Origin of the sequence: Escherichia whittamii (assembly GCF_014836715.1) — a bacterium.
Taxonomy (GTDB): domain Bacteria; phylum Pseudomonadota; class Gammaproteobacteria; order Enterobacterales; family Enterobacteriaceae; genus Escherichia; species Escherichia whittamii.
This window is the reverse complement of sequence record NZ_JACSQI010000003.1, coordinates 422,686-441,848: the sequence shown is the minus strand read 5'-3', so window position 1 is coordinate 441,848 and position 19,163 is coordinate 422,686. Positions and strand designations below refer to the sequence as shown.

Annotated in this window: 18 protein-coding genes and 1 riboswitch; of the genes, 4 read left to right on the top strand and 14 right to left on the bottom strand. The window is 47.3% G+C overall.

Annotated features, from left to right (window positions below):
• Positions 1–291: 291 nt before the first annotated feature.
• Both H9644_RS07810 and H9644_RS07805 read right to left on the bottom strand, forming a co-directional pair.
• Positions 292–1,953 (bottom strand): flotillin family protein, encoded by a 1,662-nt coding sequence (locus tag H9644_RS07810; RefSeq protein ID WP_191774053.1) that lies wholly within the window; start codon positions 1,951–1,953, stop codon positions 292–294.
• 26 nt (positions 1,954–1,979) lie between these two features.
• Complete coding sequence (locus H9644_RS07805) at positions 1,980–2,609, bottom strand: OB-fold-containig protein (RefSeq protein WP_191774051.1); 630 nt, start codon at positions 2,607–2,609, stop codon at positions 1,980–1,982.
• 266 nt (positions 2,610–2,875) lie between these two features.
• Here H9644_RS07805 and glgS point away from each other — a divergent pair, with 266 nt between their 5' ends.
• On the top strand, positions 2,876–3,076 hold the full coding sequence (glgS, locus tag H9644_RS07800) for a cell surface composition regulator GlgS (RefSeq protein ID WP_191774049.1): 201 nt from the start codon (positions 2,876–2,878) through the stop codon (positions 3,074–3,076).
• A gap of 34 nt (positions 3,077–3,110) precedes the next feature.
• Here glgS and ubiK read toward each other — a convergent pair whose 3' ends face one another.
• Positions 3,111–3,410: a ubiquinone biosynthesis accessory factor UbiK gene (gene ubiK / locus H9644_RS07795; protein WP_064529620.1), complete on the bottom strand. Its 300-nt coding sequence runs from the start codon at positions 3,408–3,410 to the stop codon at positions 3,111–3,113.
• A 121-nt stretch (positions 3,411–3,531) separates the two neighbouring features.
• Positions 3,532–3,680: riboswitch (FMN riboswitch) on the top strand.
• A gap of 103 nt (positions 3,681–3,783) precedes the next feature.
• On the opposite strand from ubiK, the gene ribB reads away from it, so the two are divergent.
• Positions 3,784–4,437, top strand: a complete 654-nt coding sequence (gene ribB / locus H9644_RS07790; protein ID WP_001562126.1) for a 3,4-dihydroxy-2-butanone-4-phosphate synthase — start codon at positions 3,784–3,786, stop codon at positions 4,435–4,437.
• A 53-nt stretch (positions 4,438–4,490) separates the two neighbouring features.
• Here ribB and H9644_RS07785 read toward each other — a convergent pair whose 3' ends face one another.
• From H9644_RS07785 to H9644_RS07770, 4 genes are all read right to left on the bottom strand, one after another.
• Positions 4,491–5,543 carry a pilus assembly protein gene (locus tag H9644_RS07785; RefSeq protein ID WP_191774046.1) on the bottom strand — a complete coding sequence of 351 codons (1,053 nt, stop codon included), beginning with the start codon at positions 5,541–5,543 and terminating at the stop codon, positions 4,491–4,493.
• Positions 5,540–6,280, bottom strand: coding sequence for a fimbrial biogenesis chaperone (locus H9644_RS07780; RefSeq protein ID WP_191774044.1), 741 nt, complete (start codon positions 6,278–6,280; stop codon positions 5,540–5,542). The genes H9644_RS07785 and H9644_RS07780 overlap by 4 nt, the downstream gene beginning before the upstream one ends.
• 15 nt (positions 6,281–6,295) lie before the next feature.
• The gene (locus tag H9644_RS07775; protein ID WP_191774042.1) at positions 6,296–8,815 is read right to left on the bottom strand and encodes a fimbria/pilus outer membrane usher protein; all 2,520 of its coding nucleotides are present in this window, start codon (positions 8,813–8,815) and stop codon (positions 6,296–6,298) included.
• An 85-nt stretch (positions 8,816–8,900) separates the two neighbouring features.
• Complete coding sequence (locus H9644_RS07770) at positions 8,901–9,464, bottom strand: fimbrial-like protein (RefSeq protein ID WP_191774041.1); 564 nt, start codon at positions 9,462–9,464, stop codon at positions 8,901–8,903.
• A gap of 560 nt (positions 9,465–10,024) precedes the next feature.
• Here H9644_RS07770 and yqiD point away from each other — a divergent pair.
• The gene (gene yqiD / locus H9644_RS07765) at positions 10,025–10,195 is read left to right on the top strand and encodes a protein YqiD (RefSeq protein ID WP_165382779.1); all 171 of its coding nucleotides are present in this window, start codon (positions 10,025–10,027) and stop codon (positions 10,193–10,195) included.
• Between the two features lie 56 nt (positions 10,196–10,251).
• Here yqiD and zupT read toward each other — a convergent pair whose 3' ends face one another.
• On the bottom strand, positions 10,252–11,049 hold the full coding sequence (gene zupT, locus H9644_RS07760) for a zinc transporter ZupT (RefSeq protein WP_191774039.1): 798 nt from the start codon (positions 11,047–11,049) through the stop codon (positions 10,252–10,254).
• Positions 11,050–11,191: 142 nt separating this feature from the next.
• Between zupT and ygiD the strand changes: the two genes are divergently transcribed.
• A complete protein-coding gene (ygiD, locus tag H9644_RS07755; protein WP_191774037.1) occupies positions 11,192–11,980 on the top strand; it encodes a 4,5-DOPA-extradiol-dioxygenase in 789 nt (262 codons plus the stop codon).
• 47 nt (positions 11,981–12,027) lie between these two features.
• Here the strand turns inward: ygiD and dsbI are convergent, their stop codons facing one another.
• The 6 genes from dsbI to tolC all read right to left on the bottom strand — a co-directional run bounded on the left by dsbI (position 12,028) and on the right by tolC (position 19,147).
• Positions 12,028–12,699: a protein-disulfide oxidoreductase DsbI gene (dsbI, locus tag H9644_RS07750; RefSeq protein WP_191774035.1), complete on the bottom strand. Its 672-nt coding sequence runs from the start codon at positions 12,697–12,699 to the stop codon at positions 12,028–12,030.
• Between the two features lie 14 nt (positions 12,700–12,713).
• The gene (locus tag H9644_RS07745) at positions 12,714–13,382 is read right to left on the bottom strand and encodes a thiol:disulfide interchange protein DsbA/DsbL (RefSeq protein WP_191774033.1); all 669 of its coding nucleotides are present in this window, start codon (positions 13,380–13,382) and stop codon (positions 12,714–12,716) included.
• Between the two features lie 18 nt (positions 13,383–13,400).
• Positions 13,401–15,197: an aryl-sulfate sulfotransferase gene (locus H9644_RS07740; RefSeq protein WP_064529626.1), complete on the bottom strand. Its 1,797-nt coding sequence runs from the start codon at positions 15,195–15,197 to the stop codon at positions 13,401–13,403.
• Between the two features lie 483 nt (positions 15,198–15,680).
• A complete protein-coding gene (locus tag H9644_RS07735; RefSeq protein WP_000442852.1) occupies positions 15,681–16,841 on the bottom strand; it encodes a glutathionylspermidine synthase family protein in 1,161 nt (386 codons plus the stop codon).
• A gap of 5 nt (positions 16,842–16,846) precedes the next feature.
• Positions 16,847–17,518, bottom strand: coding sequence for a DUF1190 family protein (locus tag H9644_RS07730; RefSeq protein ID WP_000831534.1), 672 nt, complete (start codon positions 17,516–17,518; stop codon positions 16,847–16,849).
• A 147-nt stretch (positions 17,519–17,665) separates the two neighbouring features.
• The gene (tolC, locus tag H9644_RS07725) at positions 17,666–19,147 is read right to left on the bottom strand and encodes an outer membrane channel protein TolC (protein ID WP_191774031.1); all 1,482 of its coding nucleotides are present in this window, start codon (positions 19,145–19,147) and stop codon (positions 17,666–17,668) included.
• Between the last annotated feature and the right edge of the window lie 16 nt (positions 19,148–19,163).

Genomic DNA, 19,163 nt, shown 5'->3' with positions numbered 1-19,163 from the left:
TGGTTCAGACTTCAGGATATGGTTGAGGGTTACCTGGTGATGAAGTCTCTTGATCAGGAGATCTGATCAAGAGACAGTCTTCGGGAGGGGCCTTCCCGTTTCAGCCCCTTGCTGACTCCCCGATTGTTGATGAGCGTCAGACCCCCGCGCAACGCTTTCCCTGATGCCGTTTTCTCTTCCCCGAGTCGACTCGCAAAACGCTGTAACAACCTGATCATTTGCACTTTTTAGCGGAACGTAGATATAAAAAATCCCCGGCTTTTTGGGCCGAGGATTTTCATAGCTGAAGATTTATTCTGCGTTTTCTGCAACAGGAGTTGTTGAGGTTAAGGGGGAAGTCAATGCCGCCAGCGAGCCGCCTGAAACACCGATTTCATTGAGCAAGGAGTCAATCAGCGGCGCCTGTGTGCGGTAAGAAAGCGCCGCTGATAATGCTTGTTCTGCCAGGTTTCCGCCACCAACGCTGCCTGATGCCGCATCCCCCGCAGCGCCACCACGGTTTAATCCATCGACCTGGATAATCTTGATGCCGTCGATTGACTTCATCGGTTCAACGGATTTCTCTATTACCGCAGGTAACGACTGTAATAGCGCCAGTTTGAATTTAAGGCTGGTTTGCTCGTCAGAAAGTACGTTGATAGCGTCGTTCAGCGCGCGCTGCGCTTCTGCTTCCGCCAGACCTTTTTTACGCGTAGCTTCAGCTAACTCAACAATAGCTGCCGCCTGCATTTCTGCCGCTTCTTTCTCTGCCTTTGCCCGTACAGTCAACTCGACTGCTTTGGTTTCTGCGTCCTGCGCTGCGGCAATCAGCGCTACCTGTTTAGCTCGATCGGCTTCTGCTGTCTGGCGCGTGGTTTCTACGTTCTGCTGTGCGCTAACGGCTTCTGCTAAAGCCAGGTTTGCACGCGCTTCCGCCTGCGATTGTTGTTCCGATTTTGCAGCAATAGCGATCGATTTCGTCTGATTGGCGATTTCGGTGACCTGTTGTTGTTCGATTTCTTTAATGCGAACCTCGCGTTCAGCCTCAACTTTTCTTGAGCGTACAGCCTGCTCGCGGTCGATTTCCGTTTCCTGAATTTGTCGTTCAGCCAGGATTCGCGTCTGTTCTGCCTCACGACGACGTTCAGCCTCAAAAGCAGCAATTTTCGCATTTTGTTCAGCGGTACGGGTTTTAACTTGCTGCTCCTGCTCAAGCGTCATAAACGCTTCTTGCTGTTCAATCTCCAGCTTCCGCGAAAGAGCGTCTCGATTTTTCTCACGCACCGCAACTTCTACATCCTGTTCAACTTCGTTACGCTCGCGGCGACGGCGCTCTGTTTCCTGAGTCAGTTTGGTCAGACCTTCGGCGTCAAAGGCGTTGTTCGGGTTAAAATGCTCTTTCGAAGTCTGGTTAAAGTTGGTGAGTGAAACACTTTCCAGTTCCAGTCCGTTTTTCGACAAGTCTTCTGCCACGGTATTTTGTACACCCTGCACGAAGTTCTCTCGGGTATCCTGTAACTCATGCATGGTCATTTGCGCAGCGGTGGCGCGTAGGGCATCGACGAATTTATCCTCTACCAGCATACGTAAATCTTCAGGCGATAGAGTACGTTGCCCCAGCGTCTGGGCCGCAGTGGCGATGCCTTCTACTGACGGTTTTACCCGTACAAAGAAAGCCACTACAACATCAACACGCATACGATCTTTCGTAATCAGGCTATCAATAGTAGAACGGCTGACTTCCAGCTTGAGCGTATTCATATTGATAGGAATGATTTCGTGGAAGATTGGCATAACGATTGCGCCGCCGCTCATTACCACTTTTTGCCCGCCTAACCCGGTACGAACAAATGCCTGCTCGGCAGATGCCCGACGATAAAGCCGCGCGAAAATAATACCGATAATAAACAGAACGCATACGGCAACAATCGCCATAAACATCCATGACGGTACTAAGTTAACAATATCATCCATTATTAAATTTCCTTTTGATTAAATATTTACAATATATTTGGCCAGGGATTTTTTTCTGCCAAATACCGTGTTGCAGAAAGTCGGCAAATAATCAATACCTTGTCACCTTTGGTGAGGTTTTTTCCTTCTTCAGGTTCCAGTAATAAATAGTGTATTTGGCCAAATTGATCGGTAAGTTTTCCTTCACAGGGTTTACCGGATATTGCCTGATGACCGGTAATTAATGCCATGCAGCCAATATATTCTTCTTCTGTAATAGCAGAACTATGATCGCGAGGAATCCAGGGGGCGATTGCCTTGCCGATATAATGCACTGTAATAACAGTGAGCAGTAAACAAACAGGAACCACGAACAGGTTTGAGAGCGGGGCTTGCCAGACCGTCACGCAAGCATGCTGTAGAAGAATGCCGATAAGGCCAAACAAACCGGCCAACAGGCAGAGGATGACGAGGGCTGGTAGCCTTCCAATATTAAGATAATGAAGTGCCTGACTAATATTACCTGTGGTTATGGAATCGTAATGATCAAGATGTGCATCAAGAGCACCGGAGAGCATGTGACCACATATAATAGCAATAATTTCTAACAGGCCGATCAAAAGTACAAAGGAAATAGCGAAAAGATAAGGTGTGTTATAGTCGGCAAATAAAATCATCTGTCACTCCATCGTCCATTCAGTGACGCATTGTTTATTGTGGTATGATTTTCTTCCTTACATTTATCTTTTCTAATAATAACATGTGGTAGTAAAATTTTAAAAGAAAAAGTCCATTAACGTTGTAATTATTTTCAATAAAAAGTGTGATCCAAAACAATATATTTACGCACGTTATGTTTAAAGGCACTACACTGATTAAGGAATACTGAAATCAGAAAAAGCATATGGCCTTAAAAGGTATGCGATAACCGGAGGATGTGCTTATGGATCATGGTCTTAATTCTTTAAATAATTTCGATTTCCTGGCGCGTAGTTTTGCCAGAATGCATGCTGAAGGTCGAGCAGTCGATATTCTGGCCGTCACTGGTAATATGGATGAAGAACACAGAACCTGGTTTTGCGCTCGTTATGCCTGGTATTGCCAGCAAATGACACAGTCAAGAGAACTGGAACTCGAACATTGATATTACGGGCCGTCAGGCCCGTTTTTGTGTCGCTTTATTCTGCTTTATCAACTGGCGGGATCGCGGGAGGAGATTGAACTTCTGCTGCCGGATTACTACGAGCTTCCAGTTCACTGATGCGCTGCTCCAGTAACGCCAGTTTCTCACGAGTCCGCAACAGGACCTGCGTCTGCACATCGAATTCTTCGCGGCTTACCAAATCGAGGCGAGTCAGCTGTGCTTGTAGGGTTTGGCGGATTTTTTTCTCCACATCTTCCCCGAACTCCCTGATTCCTTTAGGCATTGATTCGTGAACCTGGCGAGCAATTTGCTCAATTTTTTTCGGGTCAATCATTGTAGTTTCCCTGTACTGATAGGTGTTTAGTGCCATTGTAGTGCGATAAGGGTAAGTCATAAACCAGAATTATGTGAACCTGTGCGTTGCTGCCGCTAATCATTAGCGCTATAGTGAATCCGCTTATTCTCAGGGCGGGGCGAAATTCCCCACCGGCGGTAAATCAACTCAGTTGAAAGCCCGCGAGCGCTTTGGGTGCAAACTCAAAGGACAGCAGATCCGGTGTAATTCCGGGGCCGACGGTTAGAGTCCGGATGGGAGAGAGTAACGATTCTGTCGGGCATGGACCCGCTCACGTTATTTTGGCTATATGCCGCCACTCCTAAGACTGCCCTGATTCTGGTAACCATAATTTTAGTGAGGTTTTTTTACCATGAATCAGACGCTACTTTCCTCTTTTGGTACGCCTTTCGAACGTGTTGAAAATGCACTGGTTGCGCTGCGTGAAGGACGCGGTGTGATGGTGCTTGATGATGAAGACCGTGAAAACGAAGGCGATATGATCTTCCCGGCAGAAACCATGACCGTTGAGCAGATGGCTCTGACCATCCGCCACGGTAGCGGTATTGTTTGCTTGTGCATCACCGAAGATCGCCGTAAACAACTCGATCTGCCAATGATGGTCGAAAATAATACCAGCGCCTATGGCACCGGTTTTACCGTGACCATTGAAGCTGCTGAAGGTGTGACTACCGGTGTTTCTGCCGCTGACCGTATCACGACTGTTCGCGCTGCGATTGCTGACGGTGCTAAACCTTCAGACTTGAATCGTCCTGGCCACGTTTTCCCACTGCGCGCGCAGGCGGGGGGGGTACTGACTCGTGGCGGCCATACCGAAGCGACCATTGATCTGATGACGCTGGCAGGCTTTAAACCTGCAGGTGTGCTGTGTGAACTGACTAATGACGATGGCACGATGGCGCGTGCGCCAGAGTGCATTGAGTTTGCCAATAAACACAATATGGCGCTGGTCACTATTGAGGATCTGGTTGCATACCGTCAGGCGCATGAGCGAAAAGCTAGCTGATAGCGTGTAACCAATGAATATGAAAATGCCGGGTTTTCCCGGCATTTTGCTATTTAGTTATAGTTAATTTTAACGATCAGATCTCTCTGGAAGGGGCCAACAGTCAGCGCCTGACCTGGTTGCTGTGTTAGTTCAGCTTCATATTCCCGGGTCGCAGTGGTGGCCGATTGCCCTGGAGTATAGGTAGTAAATAATTTGTACTGGTTATAAACGACGTCGCTCTTTGTTTTTTGGTCGGTGATACGCATTAAAAGACCGTTGCCCATTTCCAGGTGCGTATTATCGTAAAGAGTGTCGTCGGTGTAGAAGTTTGTGGAAACATCAAATTGTTCACTGCAATTAGCCGTAGCATCTTTTATTGTTGAGATACTAAATACCGCCTTGTGCGGAGCTGCTTTAATCGCGCTGGCTGATATTTGCCCAAAATTGACAATTTGACTCTCAGGGAAAATACGCAAATTTACGCTGCAATCAAGAAATGAAATATTATTAAGGCCTGTAATGTCAGCGTGTAGGTTTTTCGCCGATGGACTGGTGTTGGCCCCTTGGGAACCATCAAATTGCAATACGTTTACATCCCCAAAGTTCCAGCTCAGGCCATCTGTGGAGGTGGGGATTGCTAAGAGTTTTACATACAGGCGAAATCGGGCATTGAATTCGACATTTTTCTGATACGTCGTGCCATTACAAGCTTTAGTTGTGTATTGATTTCCAGTCGCATTTTTTCTATCAAGGCAGGCTCTTGTATCGATCCCCTGACCATTTTCCTCAAAATCCTGACCATTATAGGTCACACCAAATTTCAGATATGGGTTATTCAGAACAACAGGATCATTGAATTCAGACAACTTAATCCAGGCGTGAATCGTCTCCGTCGGTGCGGACGCTGACCAGTCACCAGCATTGTTGCAAAAAACATGGACTGAGATGTCATCACTTTCCCAGATTTTTTGGCCTGGTTGGGCATTTTGCGGAATTCTGAACGGTGGCATTGCCTTTTGGATAAGGGTAGGACCTTTGTTTTTATCCTGATAGCAATCGACAGCATAAGAAGAAACGTTAAAAAACAAACACAGAATAGCTAACAGCCGAAAAAGCGTAATCATAATTTTTCCTTTCTGGCTGATGTGCTTTGACACAGAGACTGGACGGAGTTGCACTCAACTTTAAACATTTCCAGACCACCGTAGTCGCCAACAAAACCTAGCAGGAATGTGGCAGGCAGGTTGTTCAGGTGTTGAGTCGCCGTTGCAAACGGCGCCACCATAATGCTGTCTGCTCCGGGCATTAGTGTCTTGCCGTTAGTACCTATATAACCAACAGTAATGTGATAGGGCGTTGGGTTATTGAGCGTGAGTCCTGCCGTGGTACGGGTGATAGTGACTTTTTGCATAGGCACCATTTGCCCATCTTTTAATTCAATCGCTTTTGGGCGCCAGAATAATTTCAGGCGACTTTGCATCGCTATCTGCATCACATTCTGTTCTTTAGTGCGAGGCGGAATTTCTCGGACGTTATAATAGAACAGGGTTTCTCTGTCCTGCGGTAAGCTGTTGAGTGAAGCCAGGGCCATCAGGCGAATTTGCACCTGTTCATCAGCTTCGATACGCTCCATTGGCGGCAGGGTTGAAATATAATCACGTGTTTTTTTTCCGCTGGCATCTTCAATCCATGATTGCGCCAGATATGGTTCAGTTTTGCTTTGATTGGTCAGGCGAACCGTCGCACTTTTATTGGATGCATTAAAAATAATACGCGTCCTGTCTGGTGAAACGGTGGCCTGGGCAAAACAACTTATCCCTAGCAAACAAATCATTCCCGTTGTGATCAATGGCAATTTCATTTTATTCATCCTGAATTAATTGACTGTTTTACAAGGTAAAATAATAGCGTTTTCGCTGATATTACTTTTATTGGGCGGAGTAATTTCGCACATGTTATCCCCCCATGCTAAACGCAATGTACTGTTTTCCTGAATTCCGCTGAGATAAACGAAGCCATCTTCTGCTACCAGGCCCACATCTTTACCTGATGTTTTATCCGTTACGCTCACTCCCAGTGGCGGGAAGCGACCATTTTCCATGCGGATCACTCCGACGATCTGGTATCCGATAGTGGCATTCAGTTTCGCGTAGCCTATCGCGCCTTGGGTGAGTGTGGTGCGAATGACCGAGTTTTCAACATCAACACCTTCTGGCAACTCGGTGTTATTCACTCGTAGCATGGCGGTAGTGTAGTTTGATAAAGAAGGCACAACAGCAACTCCCATTCCATTGGTCACGGTACGGTTTGAGTTGATTTCAACACCAGCAATGCCGTCTGTATCCACCATCATGCGGGCGTTATCACCGTAGCTGTAATCATGAAGTGCTACGCCATGACGGGTGGCGGTAAGCGAACCGGACCAGCCCGCAGTAACCGAGTTGTATTGGTTTGGTTGCATACTGCCATTGATATTCAGACGTCCCCAGGGCGAATAGTGCTGATAGCTACCGCGTAATGTCGGTTCACCATCGCGGATATTGTCGTCTGTTGCTGATGCCGAAATATTCCAGGTATTGTTACGATCTGACGCGTCATACCAGGAGATCATTTGTGAGGTATTGTTGCCGGTGCGTTGCATGCTATAAGAAATATTGCGGCTTTGTTGTAATGGTAGAGATAAAGAGAAGTAATACTGATTCTCATCGTCGTTATCCCAACGAATTCGGCTCATCGCCAGAGAAGCGGAAATACCTTTGAAATCACCAATATCAAAGTTTTTGCTTACAGAAAGTGAGTAATTGGTGTTACTTTCACGATCCCAGTAAGTATTACGCGTAATGTTGAGATAAGAATTCAGGTCCAGTGTATCAAAGTACTGGTTCAACGAAATAACATAACTCTCTTTTTCGTTATCAACGTTTTCATCACCGTTGCGCGAGGCGAGATACTCGCTCATCGAGACATAGTCTTTATCAGAGAAACGATAACCAGCGAAGGTAATCTGACTACCTGTTGATTCAAAATGTTTTGCGTAGTTAAATCGATAGCTGTAGCCGCGCAGATTGTCGCTATTTTGTTGTTGTAGGGAGGCTTTCGCGCCGGTCACATCGAAAGAAAGGGAACCAAATTGATTAAGGTTAAAGCCAATACCTGTAGTGATCGCCTGATAGTCATCAGCAGTGAACATGCCGCCGCCATAGAGCGACACATTATTCAGCCATCCCCAGGAAGCTTCCGCCGTCCAGAAAAATGGGTTATTGATATCGTTATGTCCGACTGAAGTTGGTTTTCCCAACGATGCTTTATAACGCACTTGCCCTTTGCGGGTTAAATAAGGGATAGAGGCGGAACCAACCTGAAAGGTATTGGTGCGGCCATCTTCTTCTTCTACGGTGACATCCAGTTGCCCCTGGAACGACTGACCTAAATCAGAAATAGTAAATGGCCCAGGCGCGACAGTCGTTTGATAAAGTATGCGACCATTTTGCTCAACCGTTACTTTGGCGTTGGTTTGCGCGATGCCGGTAATCTGTGGTGCATAACCCTGCAAATCCGGTGGCAGCATGCTTTCGTCACTTTCTAATGATGCGCCAGTAAAGTGGAACGTGTCGTAAAGATTGGAACTCAGGTCGTATTGCCCCATGGTGAACTTTGACGACCATGCGGGAATAGGGCGAAACAAATAGGTACGTGCAAAATCGCCATCGTGACTGACGGAACGACCATCAGCAAGATTCTGATTATATTGATAATCACTGCGCAAACGCCATGCGCCAAGGTTGAAGCCTAATGTGCCGTAAGAACTGATGTTTTGGGTACTGTCGCCGTGATGCGGCGCATACTGGCTTGCATACAGGTTGTAGTCGAGAGTAAACCCGGCGATACCGTCATCCCAGAATTCGGGAGGCGTCCAGTTTTTCGCCTGATATTTGAGCCATGCCTGAGGAATACTAAGGGATAAAACCATTGTGGACTTATCGAGGCGCGTTATTAATTCTGGTTTTTGGCTTAGATCGAGGCAGTCAGTATCTTCAGTTGTTTGTAAGGTCTTAATGAATTCCGCATTCAGGCCGAAGTGAGTTAAGTTTTCATCTGTCAGGCAAAGGAACGAACCGCTTTCTGTATCTGCTTTGATCCACTCCAGCATAGACGCTTGCGGTAACATATTTTTATTGATCTGGACGCGAACGAGATACTTCCCTGGTGTGATATAGCCTTTTTTCTCGAAACGTGAAAGATCTATATTCTCTCGATCTTCAACGTCGATCATATCAACGTTGAATTCCACCGCGTAGGCAGGCAAAACCAATAGCAATGGAAACATAACACCAGAAAGGACATTTTTGATTGCAAGAGGCAGTTTACCCCGACTAAACGTGTTTTTATTTTTCATAAAAATCCATTTTTAAAAAAGTCCAAACAGCCGATGAAACTTCATCGGCTTCATTTACTGGCGTCGTGTTTGAATCAACTGGCGATTATTTATAATTGAGAACGTAGTTTGTCTGTGCCTGGACGTTACCTGATGTTGCATTTTTAGCCAGGGATTCCATACGCGCTTTGAAATTCAGTTCCTGGTAAGCATTGGTCGTTGGGAAGTTCATTGTGATTGGTGTTCCCAGCGTTACACTGGTATTGTCAGTTTTCACTAGGCGAACACCTACACCAGTCGCACTACCAATGTTGCCTTCAAGAGTGTTTTTCAGCAGGCTGGGATCGGTTATGTCAACGCTGGCGGAGCTGAAGGTAATTTTAACTTTATCGACGGTATTTGTGCCATCAGACAAAATGCAGTCCTGCAGATGAATGGTGACATCTACCGGCAGAGATTTTTGTCCACTATTTAGTACAGTTTTGGAAACTTCACCGAGGTTGATGGTTTGATCTTCATCACCAGGAGCGATTGAACATGGAGCATCGATAACTTCACCTTTAAAAGTAATTTTACCTGAACCCTGGTTTGGGTCATCAGCAAGGGCGTTAAAAGCAACACCGGAAATTACCGTGGCAGTGAATGCAGACAGGAGGTTTTTTTTTAACATGACTATAGTCCTTTATAAATAGGGAGTATTAAATAAGGGGGGATATTGTTTCGAATTCAATTTTAATTCCTGAGAAATACTATCGCAGGGCTAAATGTAAATCTCGTTATATTTTTTTAAATGAATTTTAAGCAAAACTTAAAGTATAAATAAAAACAATGTATTTGATGTAAAATGAATAAAAACAATCCAATTGATTTATGGTATGAATGCTATTTTGAAAAAATAAATTGAATAAGTTTCGTAGTTAGGCGATGTGTGCTTTTTGATAATGGTATTTATATTCTAAATACTAATAACATATTTTAATTATCTGAGTTACATGAAACTGTAACAGTGAAGCCTATATAATAACCAGATGAATCAAGTTGAAGATATTATAAATTCTTTAATGCGTTGGTTGTTTTTTAAGCAGTGGATGATATTTTTCTGTTCATGAAGCATGATCGAAATCATATAATTGTTTCTCTATTATGCGACTATATGAATATATTCGAAAGTGGATATGTGAAATTTATGCGACAAATGTTTGATATTGTTAAATATTAAGGGTAAAAAGGATGTTTATCTCCTGGTACTGGATTGTATTGATTGCTCTGGTTGTGGTGGGGTATTTCCTGCATTTGAAACGTTATTGTCGGGCGTTTCGCCAGGACAGAGATGCACTGCTTGAAGCGCGGAACAAATACTTAAACAGTGCGAGAGAAGAGACGGCAGAAAAGCTGGAGTAGTGCTTCTGTGACGCTTGTAGATGTTGTCCATGTGCTGGACAACATCTGAGGTATTTTTAACCAATTCCTGCCGTTTGTAGCAACACTAAACTAAATCCCATTACTGACATCCCACACAGCACGCCATAGCTGGGATTATTATTGGGATCAATCTCTTTGGCGAGCGGCATTAATTCGTCTACGGAGAGCGCCACCATAATTCCTGCAACCGCCGCCATGATTGCCGCCATGACCACCGGGGAAATCATGCTACCAAGGATTAACCACGCCAGAACGCCGCCAAGAATTTCCGCCAGCCCGGAAATCCCCGCCCACAGAATTGCGGTGCGTTTCGACCCTGTTGCCGCGTAAACCGGCCCCGCAACCGCAAGACCTTCAGGAATATTGTGCAACGCCACGGCCAGCGCGATGCCAAAGCCCAGTTCCAGGTTGCTGCTCGCCGTGACAAAGGTCGCTATCCCTTCCGGGAAGTTATGCAGACTGATTCCAAGAGTGAGCAGAATAGCAGTGCGCTTGATCGATTTGGGTAGCGGTTGCACTGATTTTTGCATTAAATCCTGCGGGTGGGCATGTGGCAACATGTGGTCCAGGCCAAAATAGCCCAGCAGACCAAAGATAAACATCCCGTAGCCCAGCACAGGCGACATCCCGTAGCCCAGCACAGGCGACATCCCTTCGGCGGCTAAAGCGGCAGGAAGCATCTCCATCAATGAGATAAGCAACATGATCCCCGCCGCAAATCCCAGCGAAAATGCCAGCAGTCGGTTCGAGGGTTTTTGCCCGAGAACGCCGAGAAACGCGCCAATAAACGTGGCTGCCCCCGCCAGTATGGTCAGAATGAGGGGTACTGACATCGACAACTCCTTATAAATCTTCACATTCAGGCGGATCGTCAAAATAACTGATGATCATCATCATGGTTATCCGGGTTCTTACTCCGCCGAACAAGCGTATTGTGAGGATATCAAAATGACACCTTTAGTTAAGGATATCATCATGTCTTCAACACGTATGCCAGCATTGTTTTTAGGTCACGGTAGTCCGATGAACGTGCTGGAAGATAATTTGTATACCCGTAGCTGGCAGAAGTTGGGGATGACATTGCCACGTCCGAAAGCGATTGTTGTGGTATCGGCTCACTGGTTTACCCGGGGAACGGGGGTGACTGCAATGGAAGCGCCACCAACGATTCATGACTTTGGCGGCTTTCCGCAGGCGCTGTACGACACCCATTATCCGGCGCCTGGCTCACCAGCTTTAGCACAACAGCTGGTTGAGTTGTTAGCGCCAGTACCTGTCACGCTGGATAAAGAAGCCTGGGGTTTTGACCACGGCTCGTGGGGCGTACTGATTAAGATGTATCCGCAAGCGGATATCCCAATGGTGCAGTTAAGTATTGATAGCACCAAACCCACCGCCTGGCACTTTGAGATGGGGCGTAAACTGGCAGCGCTGCGAGATGAAGGGATAATGCTGGTCGCCAGCGGTAACGTGGTGCATAACCTGCGTACGGTGAAGTGGCACGGTGATAGTTCACCGTATCCGTGGGCGACGTCGTTTAATGAATATGTGAAAGCGAATCTGACGTGGCAAGGGCCGGTAGAACAGCATCCATTGGTGAATTATCTCGACCATGAAGGCGGCGCGTTATCGAACCCTACGCCGGATCACTATCTGCCACTGTTGTATGTCTTAGGTGCATGGGATGGTCAGGAACCGATTACCATTCCGGTCGATGGTATAGAAATGGGCAGTTTAAGTATGCTGTCGGTGCAGGTAGGTTAATAGATGAAGAAAACCGAAGCCAATTTCTGGCTTCGGTTTGTATTACCTTACTTTTTCAGCAACTTGAGTCCCCATGCGCCGCTCATCACCAGCAGCAGCAGCAAGCAAAGACCAAAAGCCAACATACAGGCCTGAGCCATGTTCATAAAGTGCCACGGCGGTAGCAGATACCAGCCTTCAGATTGCTGATACATCTCCACAAACCACTGCTGCATACTACTCAGTGTGACACCATCGGGTACGATTGGTGCATCATAGCCGCAATCCCCGGTCGGTTTGAACCAGTTTGGCGCCCACTGTGCCAGCGGCAGGTTAAAGGGGAAAGTTGGATCGGTAGAGCAACCCTGTACGCCAAACAGTGAATCGGGATCCGGGTTATGTACCGCATGGTGGATATCGTTCAGTTTGAGTGAAAACTTCAGTCCCATAATGCTGCCGTAAAATGCCATCACGCAGCCAATCAGCTTAAGGACGATGTTCTTCGGGTTGATTGCCGCAACCAATCCTCCAATAACCATCACAAACATGGCGTAGCGAATGTATACACATTGCTCACAGGGCGCCATGTAGAGATAGATCTGGAAGAAAGAGTGCGCCAGGATAATTAACGCGCCCATCGCAACGGTCATTAACAACCACAAAAAGCGTTGTTCCTGCCATCTGACCAGTGTGTCGACTGGTGATGTGCGAAGGTCTTTCCACATTCCCTTAATACCCATAGCTGGTTTCCCTGTTATTTACTGGCTAACTCATGGATAAGATCTGCCATAGCGTCGATGGATTTGATGCTCTTGGTGTAGATCAAATACTTACCATTAACGACATAGGCCGGAACACCCTGGATTTTGGCAACTTCATAAGAGGCTTTCCATTTTTCCAGTGTTTCCTGTACCGCTGGCTCTTTCAGTGCAGCTTCAAAATCTGCCTGACTCATACTTGCGGCATCCAGGCCAGTTTTGATAAAAGCAGCTGGATCTTTACCGTCAGACCAGCGTTCTTTTTTGTCGTGATAAGCCGCGTAATAAGCAAACTTGGCTTTCTTAAACTGAGAGTTAGCATCAAATAATGAAATACCTGCGGCTTTATCTTTATTGATCAAAACCGCAAAGACTTCGCTTGCCTGCTTGCCGTATTCACCTTTGGTTTCCAGGTGGAACGGCGTGAAAGCAACGACATCTTTCACTTTTTCAGATACCGGACCGGTAACCGCTTTATCGTACTTGTAACAGAACGGGCAGGCGTAGCTGAATACCTTAATCAGTGTTTTGTCGGCATTCGGAATAGGTTTTTCCAGGACCATATAATCCGTGCCTTCGGTAAATGCAGAAGCAGTAAAGGAAACCGCCAGAGCCGCAGTAAGCAGTACGCTTTTAAACAGTGATGAGATCCCTAATTTCGACATTTTTTATTCCCTTCCTAATTATTTAAACATCTGCTCTGGACGGACTAACAGCGCACGATAGTGAGTCTGGTTGGGTTTATCAGACAGCACGTCGATTTCTACTTTCACTTCTTTGGTTTTGTAGTCGATTTCGTTCAACTTACCGACGGTCGGCTGACCGACGTCGAACAGATGAATGGAACCGCCGAAACCGAACATGGTGTTGCGGTCGGCCTGGTATTCGATGATGGAGGTAATTGGACTATAGAAATCGTAGCCACGTTCTTTACCGTATTCCCAAACTTGCTGAACGGTGCCTTTCTTCTCATCAATCTTATATTCCACAAAGCGGGAATATTTCATGGTTGGTAAGGCTGGCTGTTCCAGATGGCGACCGTCGCCATTATCAAAGATAGTGAGCGTACCTTTACTGGAAATCCATGCGGTATGCTGGGTGTAGGTAAAATCGAAGTCCGAGTTTTCACACAGACCGTTTTCGTTACAAGTAATAGGTTTACCGTTAGCATCAACCGGTTTCAGCAGCTTGCTGGCCAGCGGTTTTTCCCAGCCTTTAGAGGGCGCAAGGATCCACTTCACTTGTTTATCACGACCAATTTTCACAACGCCCTGGTGGCGAGAGGAGAGAATGATTGAGTCATCTTTTGCGTCATAGGCGATGGAGTTGACGTGCGCCCAGTTACGACCTGGCCCTACACCCAGCGCGTCGCCAAACGGTGTATCTGGTTCCAGTTTTGCCTGCTGTCCGGCGTGAGCAAGGTCAACGTTAACGCAAACTGCGCCTGCATCCAGTGCACCGAGCAGAGCATCACGTTTCGGATCGAGGATCTTCGTCAGATCCCATACATCGACAACGCGACCTGATTTATCGACTTCGAGGATATGGTCACGAATGGTGGTGACGTGTATGCCGTCATCGCGACGGTAGTTGCTCTTACCTACGCGCAACAGAACCGTGCCATTTGGCGTCTCAATGGATTCATGGGTGGCGTCAGCGAATCCGCGCGGTAGTTTATGATCTTCCAGCACCTGACCCATCATGTCGAACTCGTACCAGTGCTGACCTTGTACGGCGGTAAAGGTGCCGCGTGGCGTTTCGCGGATACCCATCAGATAACCACGTTTGTTGATATTGCGGTCACGGCCATCGTAGAAGGTGTCTTGATCCAGCCACCAGCGGTATTCACCTTCGGTATCGACAATGAAAGTAAAGGGCGCGATATCAAAAGGCAGTGCGCCGGTTGCCGGACCCGCATCAAGGATTCCGGCATTTTTATCTTTCTCACCGTGCCAGTGGAGGTCGGAACCTTGCGCAGTAAAGGTATGGGTATTAACCAAATAGAGGCGGTCTTCAAAACCTGGCGCGACTTTAACAACTTTGGTTTGCTGTAGATCGGAGATGGAGCGGTTATCCATGTAATTATTGACGATGGCGGAAGTCTGCACCACGTAATCATCTTTCATGGCCTTGCCGTTTTCTTTCCACTCGACGGTCACTTTGTTAGCAAATTTCTGGTAAAGACCAAAAATCGGTACACCATCGTAAGTTTTCAGTGACTCCTGACCCACGTGATAGCTGATTTCAACGCCTTTTTCGCCTTTCCCGTGGACGGTAACTTTGACGTCAGAAATGACATGGCTATCTAAATCAACCACAGCGGTCAGAGGCGCATTGCCGTAGGGATCAACGATGACTGCCCCGAGTTGCCCGGCAGGTGGCGCAGGTTTAAAACCTGCTGCCATCACCCCCGATGCTGACAAACCCAGAGTTATCGCCACAGCTCCGGCTACCAGAGTTTTTCTATATTTATCAAACATGGATATATCTCCTTATATAACGCAAATATATAATAATGATGAATATCGACTGTTGAGATGGTGCTAATAAATTCATTTAATGAATGAAAATACATTTATAATAATTTTTATAAATGTTTTTACTGGTCTTAGATTTTTTGTATTTCTCTGTAACAAATATTTTCTTTTAGTCGATACTAGGGGGGCAATATATCAATAACAATATTCAATATTGTGTAGTGTGATCCCAGCAACATTGTTTTTTAATTATTAAATCTATTTTTGATGCGATGAGAACTATAAATTAACTTATAAAACAACATGTTACCATGTGATTTTATTAGTTAATTTAATTACAATATCGCTTGCATATGACAATTTAGTATTAAATTGGTTATTAATGTTAAATAAAGGTTGGAGATGTGTGGGGTTATATATTGATGAGGGTTATAAATAGCGGGTTATAATAAATTGCCCCGGTAAACGGGGCAATATTGAACAGTATTACTCTACAAAAATATGCGGATAAAAGCGTGACATATCCTGAGTGATTAACGCGCGGTCTTCACGAATGCCAATTCCGGCAGGTTGATCATTCACCAGCCAACTACCAATCAGCATATAGCTGTCGCCAAACTTCGGTAGCGGATGGAATTGTTGAACAATCATTCCTTCTTCGCCATATGGACCTTCCGCCGCTTCAATGGTTTTGCCGTTCTCAATGATCGACACGTTTGCGCCTTCACGTGAGAAGATCGGCTTAACCACATATTTTTCCATTTGCGGATGATCATCTTCCGCAAAATAAGCGGGCAGCAGGTTAGGGTGATTCGGAAACATCTCCCACAACAGCGGCAGAAGCGCTTTGTTGGAGATAATGCTCTTCCACGCTGGTTCCAGCCAGCGTACGCCAGCATCTTCCAGCTTGGTGGAGAACATTTCGCGCAGCATAAATTCCCACGGATACAGCTTGAACAGGTTGGCAATCACCTGATCCTGTAAATCCGTAAACTGGCCTTTTTCGCCTAAACCGATATCGTCGATGTAGAGGAACTCGGTGGCGATTTCAGCTTCGGTAGCGCAGTCCTGCAAATACTGAATGGTGCCGCGATCTTCCACCGTATCGCGACAGCAGGTGAGATGCAGCAACTGGAAGCCATACTGTTCACGCAGCTCGACAAAGCGATCGATCAGCTTTTCTTGCAGACTGTTAAACTGGTCGCTGCCTTCCGGCAGGTTGCCCGCGTTAAGCTGATCTTCCAGCCAGATCCACTGAAAGAACGCTGCTTCGTATAGTGACGTTGGCGTATCAGCGTTATTTTCCAGAAGCTTAGGTTCGCCAGTGCCATCCCACGCCAGATCAAGGCGCGAATAAAGCGACGGCTGGTGCGTCAGCCATGACTGACGCACAAAACTCCACGTGTGCTTTGGAATGCGGAATTTGGTCATCAGCTCATCGCTGGCGATCACTTTTTCCACCACTTTCAGGCACATTTGGTGCAGCTCGGCGGTGACTTCCTCGAGTTTTTCAACCTGGGCGAGGGTCAGTTTGTAGTAGGCATCTTCACACCAGTACGGCTCACCGTACATGGTATGAAAATTGAAACCGTATTCGTGAGCTTTTTCGCGCCAGTCCGGGCGCTCGGTAATACTGACTCTTTCCATCGGTATCAGCCACCCATTGAACGAGAAGAGGTGCCGGTTGCGCTACGCTGCATAGTGCTTTGTTTAGCAACAGATTCACCAAAGCCGCCGCGGGTAACGGTGGTGGTAGTCGCCGGTTTTGGCGCCATTGCCGTCTTAGGTACAGTCATGGTGCGGCCTGGCTGGGCTGCGCCATAGTTTTTACCGGTGGCATCAGTGTATTTGCCGTAAGCCGGGCTGGCTGGATTTTTCGAGGAGAACAGCGGCTGTTGCGCAAAGCCCGCGCCGCCGCCCATCAGGCGCCCCATCATGTAACCGGCCATCAGTGGCATCCAGAAACTTCCGCTGGATTGCTGGGCCTGCGCCTGGTTTTCTGGTGCCATACCCGCCTGGGCAGGTGCCTGTTGGCACTGACCTTCGCCAAATTCGGCAATACAGTCTTCACGAGTGGCGTATTTCGGTGCAGTGCGTTCTGCTTCTTTCAGCGCATTGTTGTACGCGGTGGTACATTCGGCGCTTTTGCCTGGGTTTGCGGCTGAACAATCGTCCGCATTTTGATACAGAGATACTGTCTCATCACTCTTTTCACAGCCAGCCAGCATAAAAACAGTGGCAACAGCGAGAGCAACAGGTGTCAGGTGGCGTGCGCTCCAGTTTTTGCGGAACGATGCGTGGCGTATGGATTTTGTCCGTTTCATTTTTGTCTTCCGGGACCAGTGGTAAATACCCATCAGAATAGAGGATGGCTGGTCGAAATTGAAGCGAGAAGGGGGAAGAATGCGGCAGATAACCCGTATCTTTACGTTGCCTTACGTTCAGACGGGGCCGAAGCCCCGTCGTCGTCGTCAGTTACGGAAAGGGTTATGACCGTTACTGGTGGTAGTGCGTGCGGACGCTTGCTGAACGGCTGGCGCCGGGCTATCTGGTGCATAGCCATCAGCGATAGCATTTTGTTCTGGCGTCTGCGGTGCGACGTTTTCCGGATTAGTGGAAACCGGCTTGCTTAGTGCGTTGTTCAACGCCAGCAGATCCTGCTCGTTCAACGTACCCAGAGCTGACTTAATATTCAGCTGGTTAATCAGGTAGTTATAACGTGCATTCGCCAGTTCCTGCTTGGCGTTGTACAGCGTAGTGGTCGCATCCAACACGTCAACAATGGTACGCGTACCGACCGAGTAGCCCGCTTCCATCGCGTCTAAAGAGCTTTGGGCGGAAACCACGGCTTGTTTGTAGGCGTTAATGCTGCTGATAGAAGCATTAATGTTGTTGAAGGAGGAACGCACGGTCTGCACAACGCTACGGTGTGCGCTTTCCAGTTGCTCGCTGGCACCCACGAAGTTGTACTGTGCCTGTTTCACCTGCGAGTTAACCATTCCGCCCTGATAAATCGGCAGCGAGAAGCTCAGGCCAACTTTGTTCTGGCCCATATTGCTGTCGTCATACTGGGTACTGTTGGCACCACGGGTTTTCGAACCGCTGTAGGAGGTATCAGAAATCCCTGTAGAGGCCGTTAAATCCAGGGTTGGTAAGTGACCGTCCTGCGCCTGGCGGATTTGCTCGCGCGCCAGGTCCTGGCTCAAACGTGCCTGTAACAGGGACAGGTTGCGTTTTTCGGCTTCTTTCAGCAGGGCGTTAACCGGCTGTGGTTTGTCGGTCTTGAAGTTTTCGACATTCAGCGCAGCCAGTTCTGGATAGTAGTTACCGGTTATCTGACGCAGCTGCTCTACCGCGTTATCGAGGTTATTACGTGCGGTCACTTCGTTCGCCAGCACGGTATCGTACTGCGCGCGGGCGTTCTGCACGTCGGTGATCGCCACCAGGCCCACGTTAAAGCGTTGGGTGGTTTGATCTAACTGACGGTAGATTGCCTCTTTTTGTGCCTGAGTATAAGAAAGCACGTCAATGGCATTCAACACGTTGAAATAAGCGGTCGCGGTGTTGAGGATCAAAGTTTGTTGATCGGTCTGGTAAGTGACGTCCTGAATACCGGCAGCTTTTTCCTGCAAGGTCAGCGCGCGCCATTTCGACATATCGAAAATGGACTGGGTCAGCTGCAGGGACGCACTGGTTGCGTTAGAGTTGATGCCGTTCGCGTCGCGGTAGCCGTTGCTATAGGTGTAATCTGCACCTAAACCTAGCTGTGGCAGTAATGGACTGCGTGCTTCATTAATTTTTTCAAAGGCAGCATCACGATCGGCGGCAGACTTACGCAATTCCGGGTTACTAAGGCGTGCTTGCTGATAAACTTGCATCAGGTTCTCGGCCTGGCTCAACGAACTGAACCCAGAAAGGCTCAGGCCGATAAGAATGGGGAGCAATTTCTTCATTTGCATTCCTTGTGGT

Bases quoted from the DNA above. Each gene is read 5' to 3' on its own strand.
- H9644_RS07810 (WP_191774053.1), bottom strand. From the start codon at position 1,953: ATGGATGATATTGTTAACTTAGTACCGTCATGGATGTTTATGGCGATT.
- H9644_RS07805 (WP_191774051.1), bottom strand. From the start codon at position 2,609: ATGATTTTATTTGCCGACTATAACACACCTTATCTTTTCGCTATTTCC.
- glgS (WP_191774049.1), top strand. From the start codon at position 2,876: ATGGATCATGGTCTTAATTCTTTAAATAATTTCGATTTCCTGGCGCGT.
- ubiK (WP_064529620.1), bottom strand. From the start codon at position 3,410: ATGATTGACCCGAAAAAAATTGAGCAAATTGCTCGCCAGGTTCACGAA.
- ribB (WP_001562126.1), top strand. From the start codon at position 3,784: ATGAATCAGACGCTACTTTCCTCTTTTGGTACGCCTTTCGAACGTGTT.
- H9644_RS07785 (WP_191774046.1), bottom strand. From the start codon at position 5,543: ATGATTACGCTTTTTCGGCTGTTAGCTATTCTGTGTTTGTTTTTTAAC.
- H9644_RS07780 (WP_191774044.1), bottom strand. From the start codon at position 6,280: ATGAAATTGCCATTGATCACAACGGGAATGATTTGTTTGCTAGGGATA.
- H9644_RS07775 (WP_191774042.1), bottom strand. From the start codon at position 8,815: ATGAAAAATAAAAACACGTTTAGTCGGGGTAAACTGCCTCTTGCAATC.
- H9644_RS07770 (WP_191774041.1), bottom strand. From the start codon at position 9,464: ATGTTAAAAAAAAACCTCCTGTCTGCATTCACTGCCACGGTAATTTCC.
- yqiD (WP_165382779.1), top strand. From the start codon at position 10,025: ATGTTTATCTCCTGGTACTGGATTGTATTGATTGCTCTGGTTGTGGTG.
- zupT (WP_191774039.1), bottom strand. From the start codon at position 11,049: ATGTCAGTACCCCTCATTCTGACCATACTGGCGGGGGCAGCCACGTTT.
- ygiD (WP_191774037.1), top strand. From the start codon at position 11,192: ATGTCTTCAACACGTATGCCAGCATTGTTTTTAGGTCACGGTAGTCCG.
- dsbI (WP_191774035.1), bottom strand. From the start codon at position 12,699: ATGGGTATTAAGGGAATGTGGAAAGACCTTCGCACATCACCAGTCGAC.
- H9644_RS07745 (WP_191774033.1), bottom strand. From the start codon at position 13,382: ATGTCGAAATTAGGGATCTCATCACTGTTTAAAAGCGTACTGCTTACT.
- H9644_RS07740 (WP_064529626.1), bottom strand. From the start codon at position 15,197: ATGTTTGATAAATATAGAAAAACTCTGGTAGCCGGAGCTGTGGCGATA.
- H9644_RS07735 (WP_000442852.1), bottom strand. From the start codon at position 16,841: ATGGAAAGAGTCAGTATTACCGAGCGCCCGGACTGGCGCGAAAAAGCT.
- H9644_RS07730 (WP_000831534.1), bottom strand. From the start codon at position 17,518: ATGAAACGGACAAAATCCATACGCCACGCATCGTTCCGCAAAAACTGG.
- tolC (WP_191774031.1), bottom strand. From the start codon at position 19,147: ATGAAGAAATTGCTCCCCATTCTTATCGGCCTGAGCCTTTCTGGGTTC.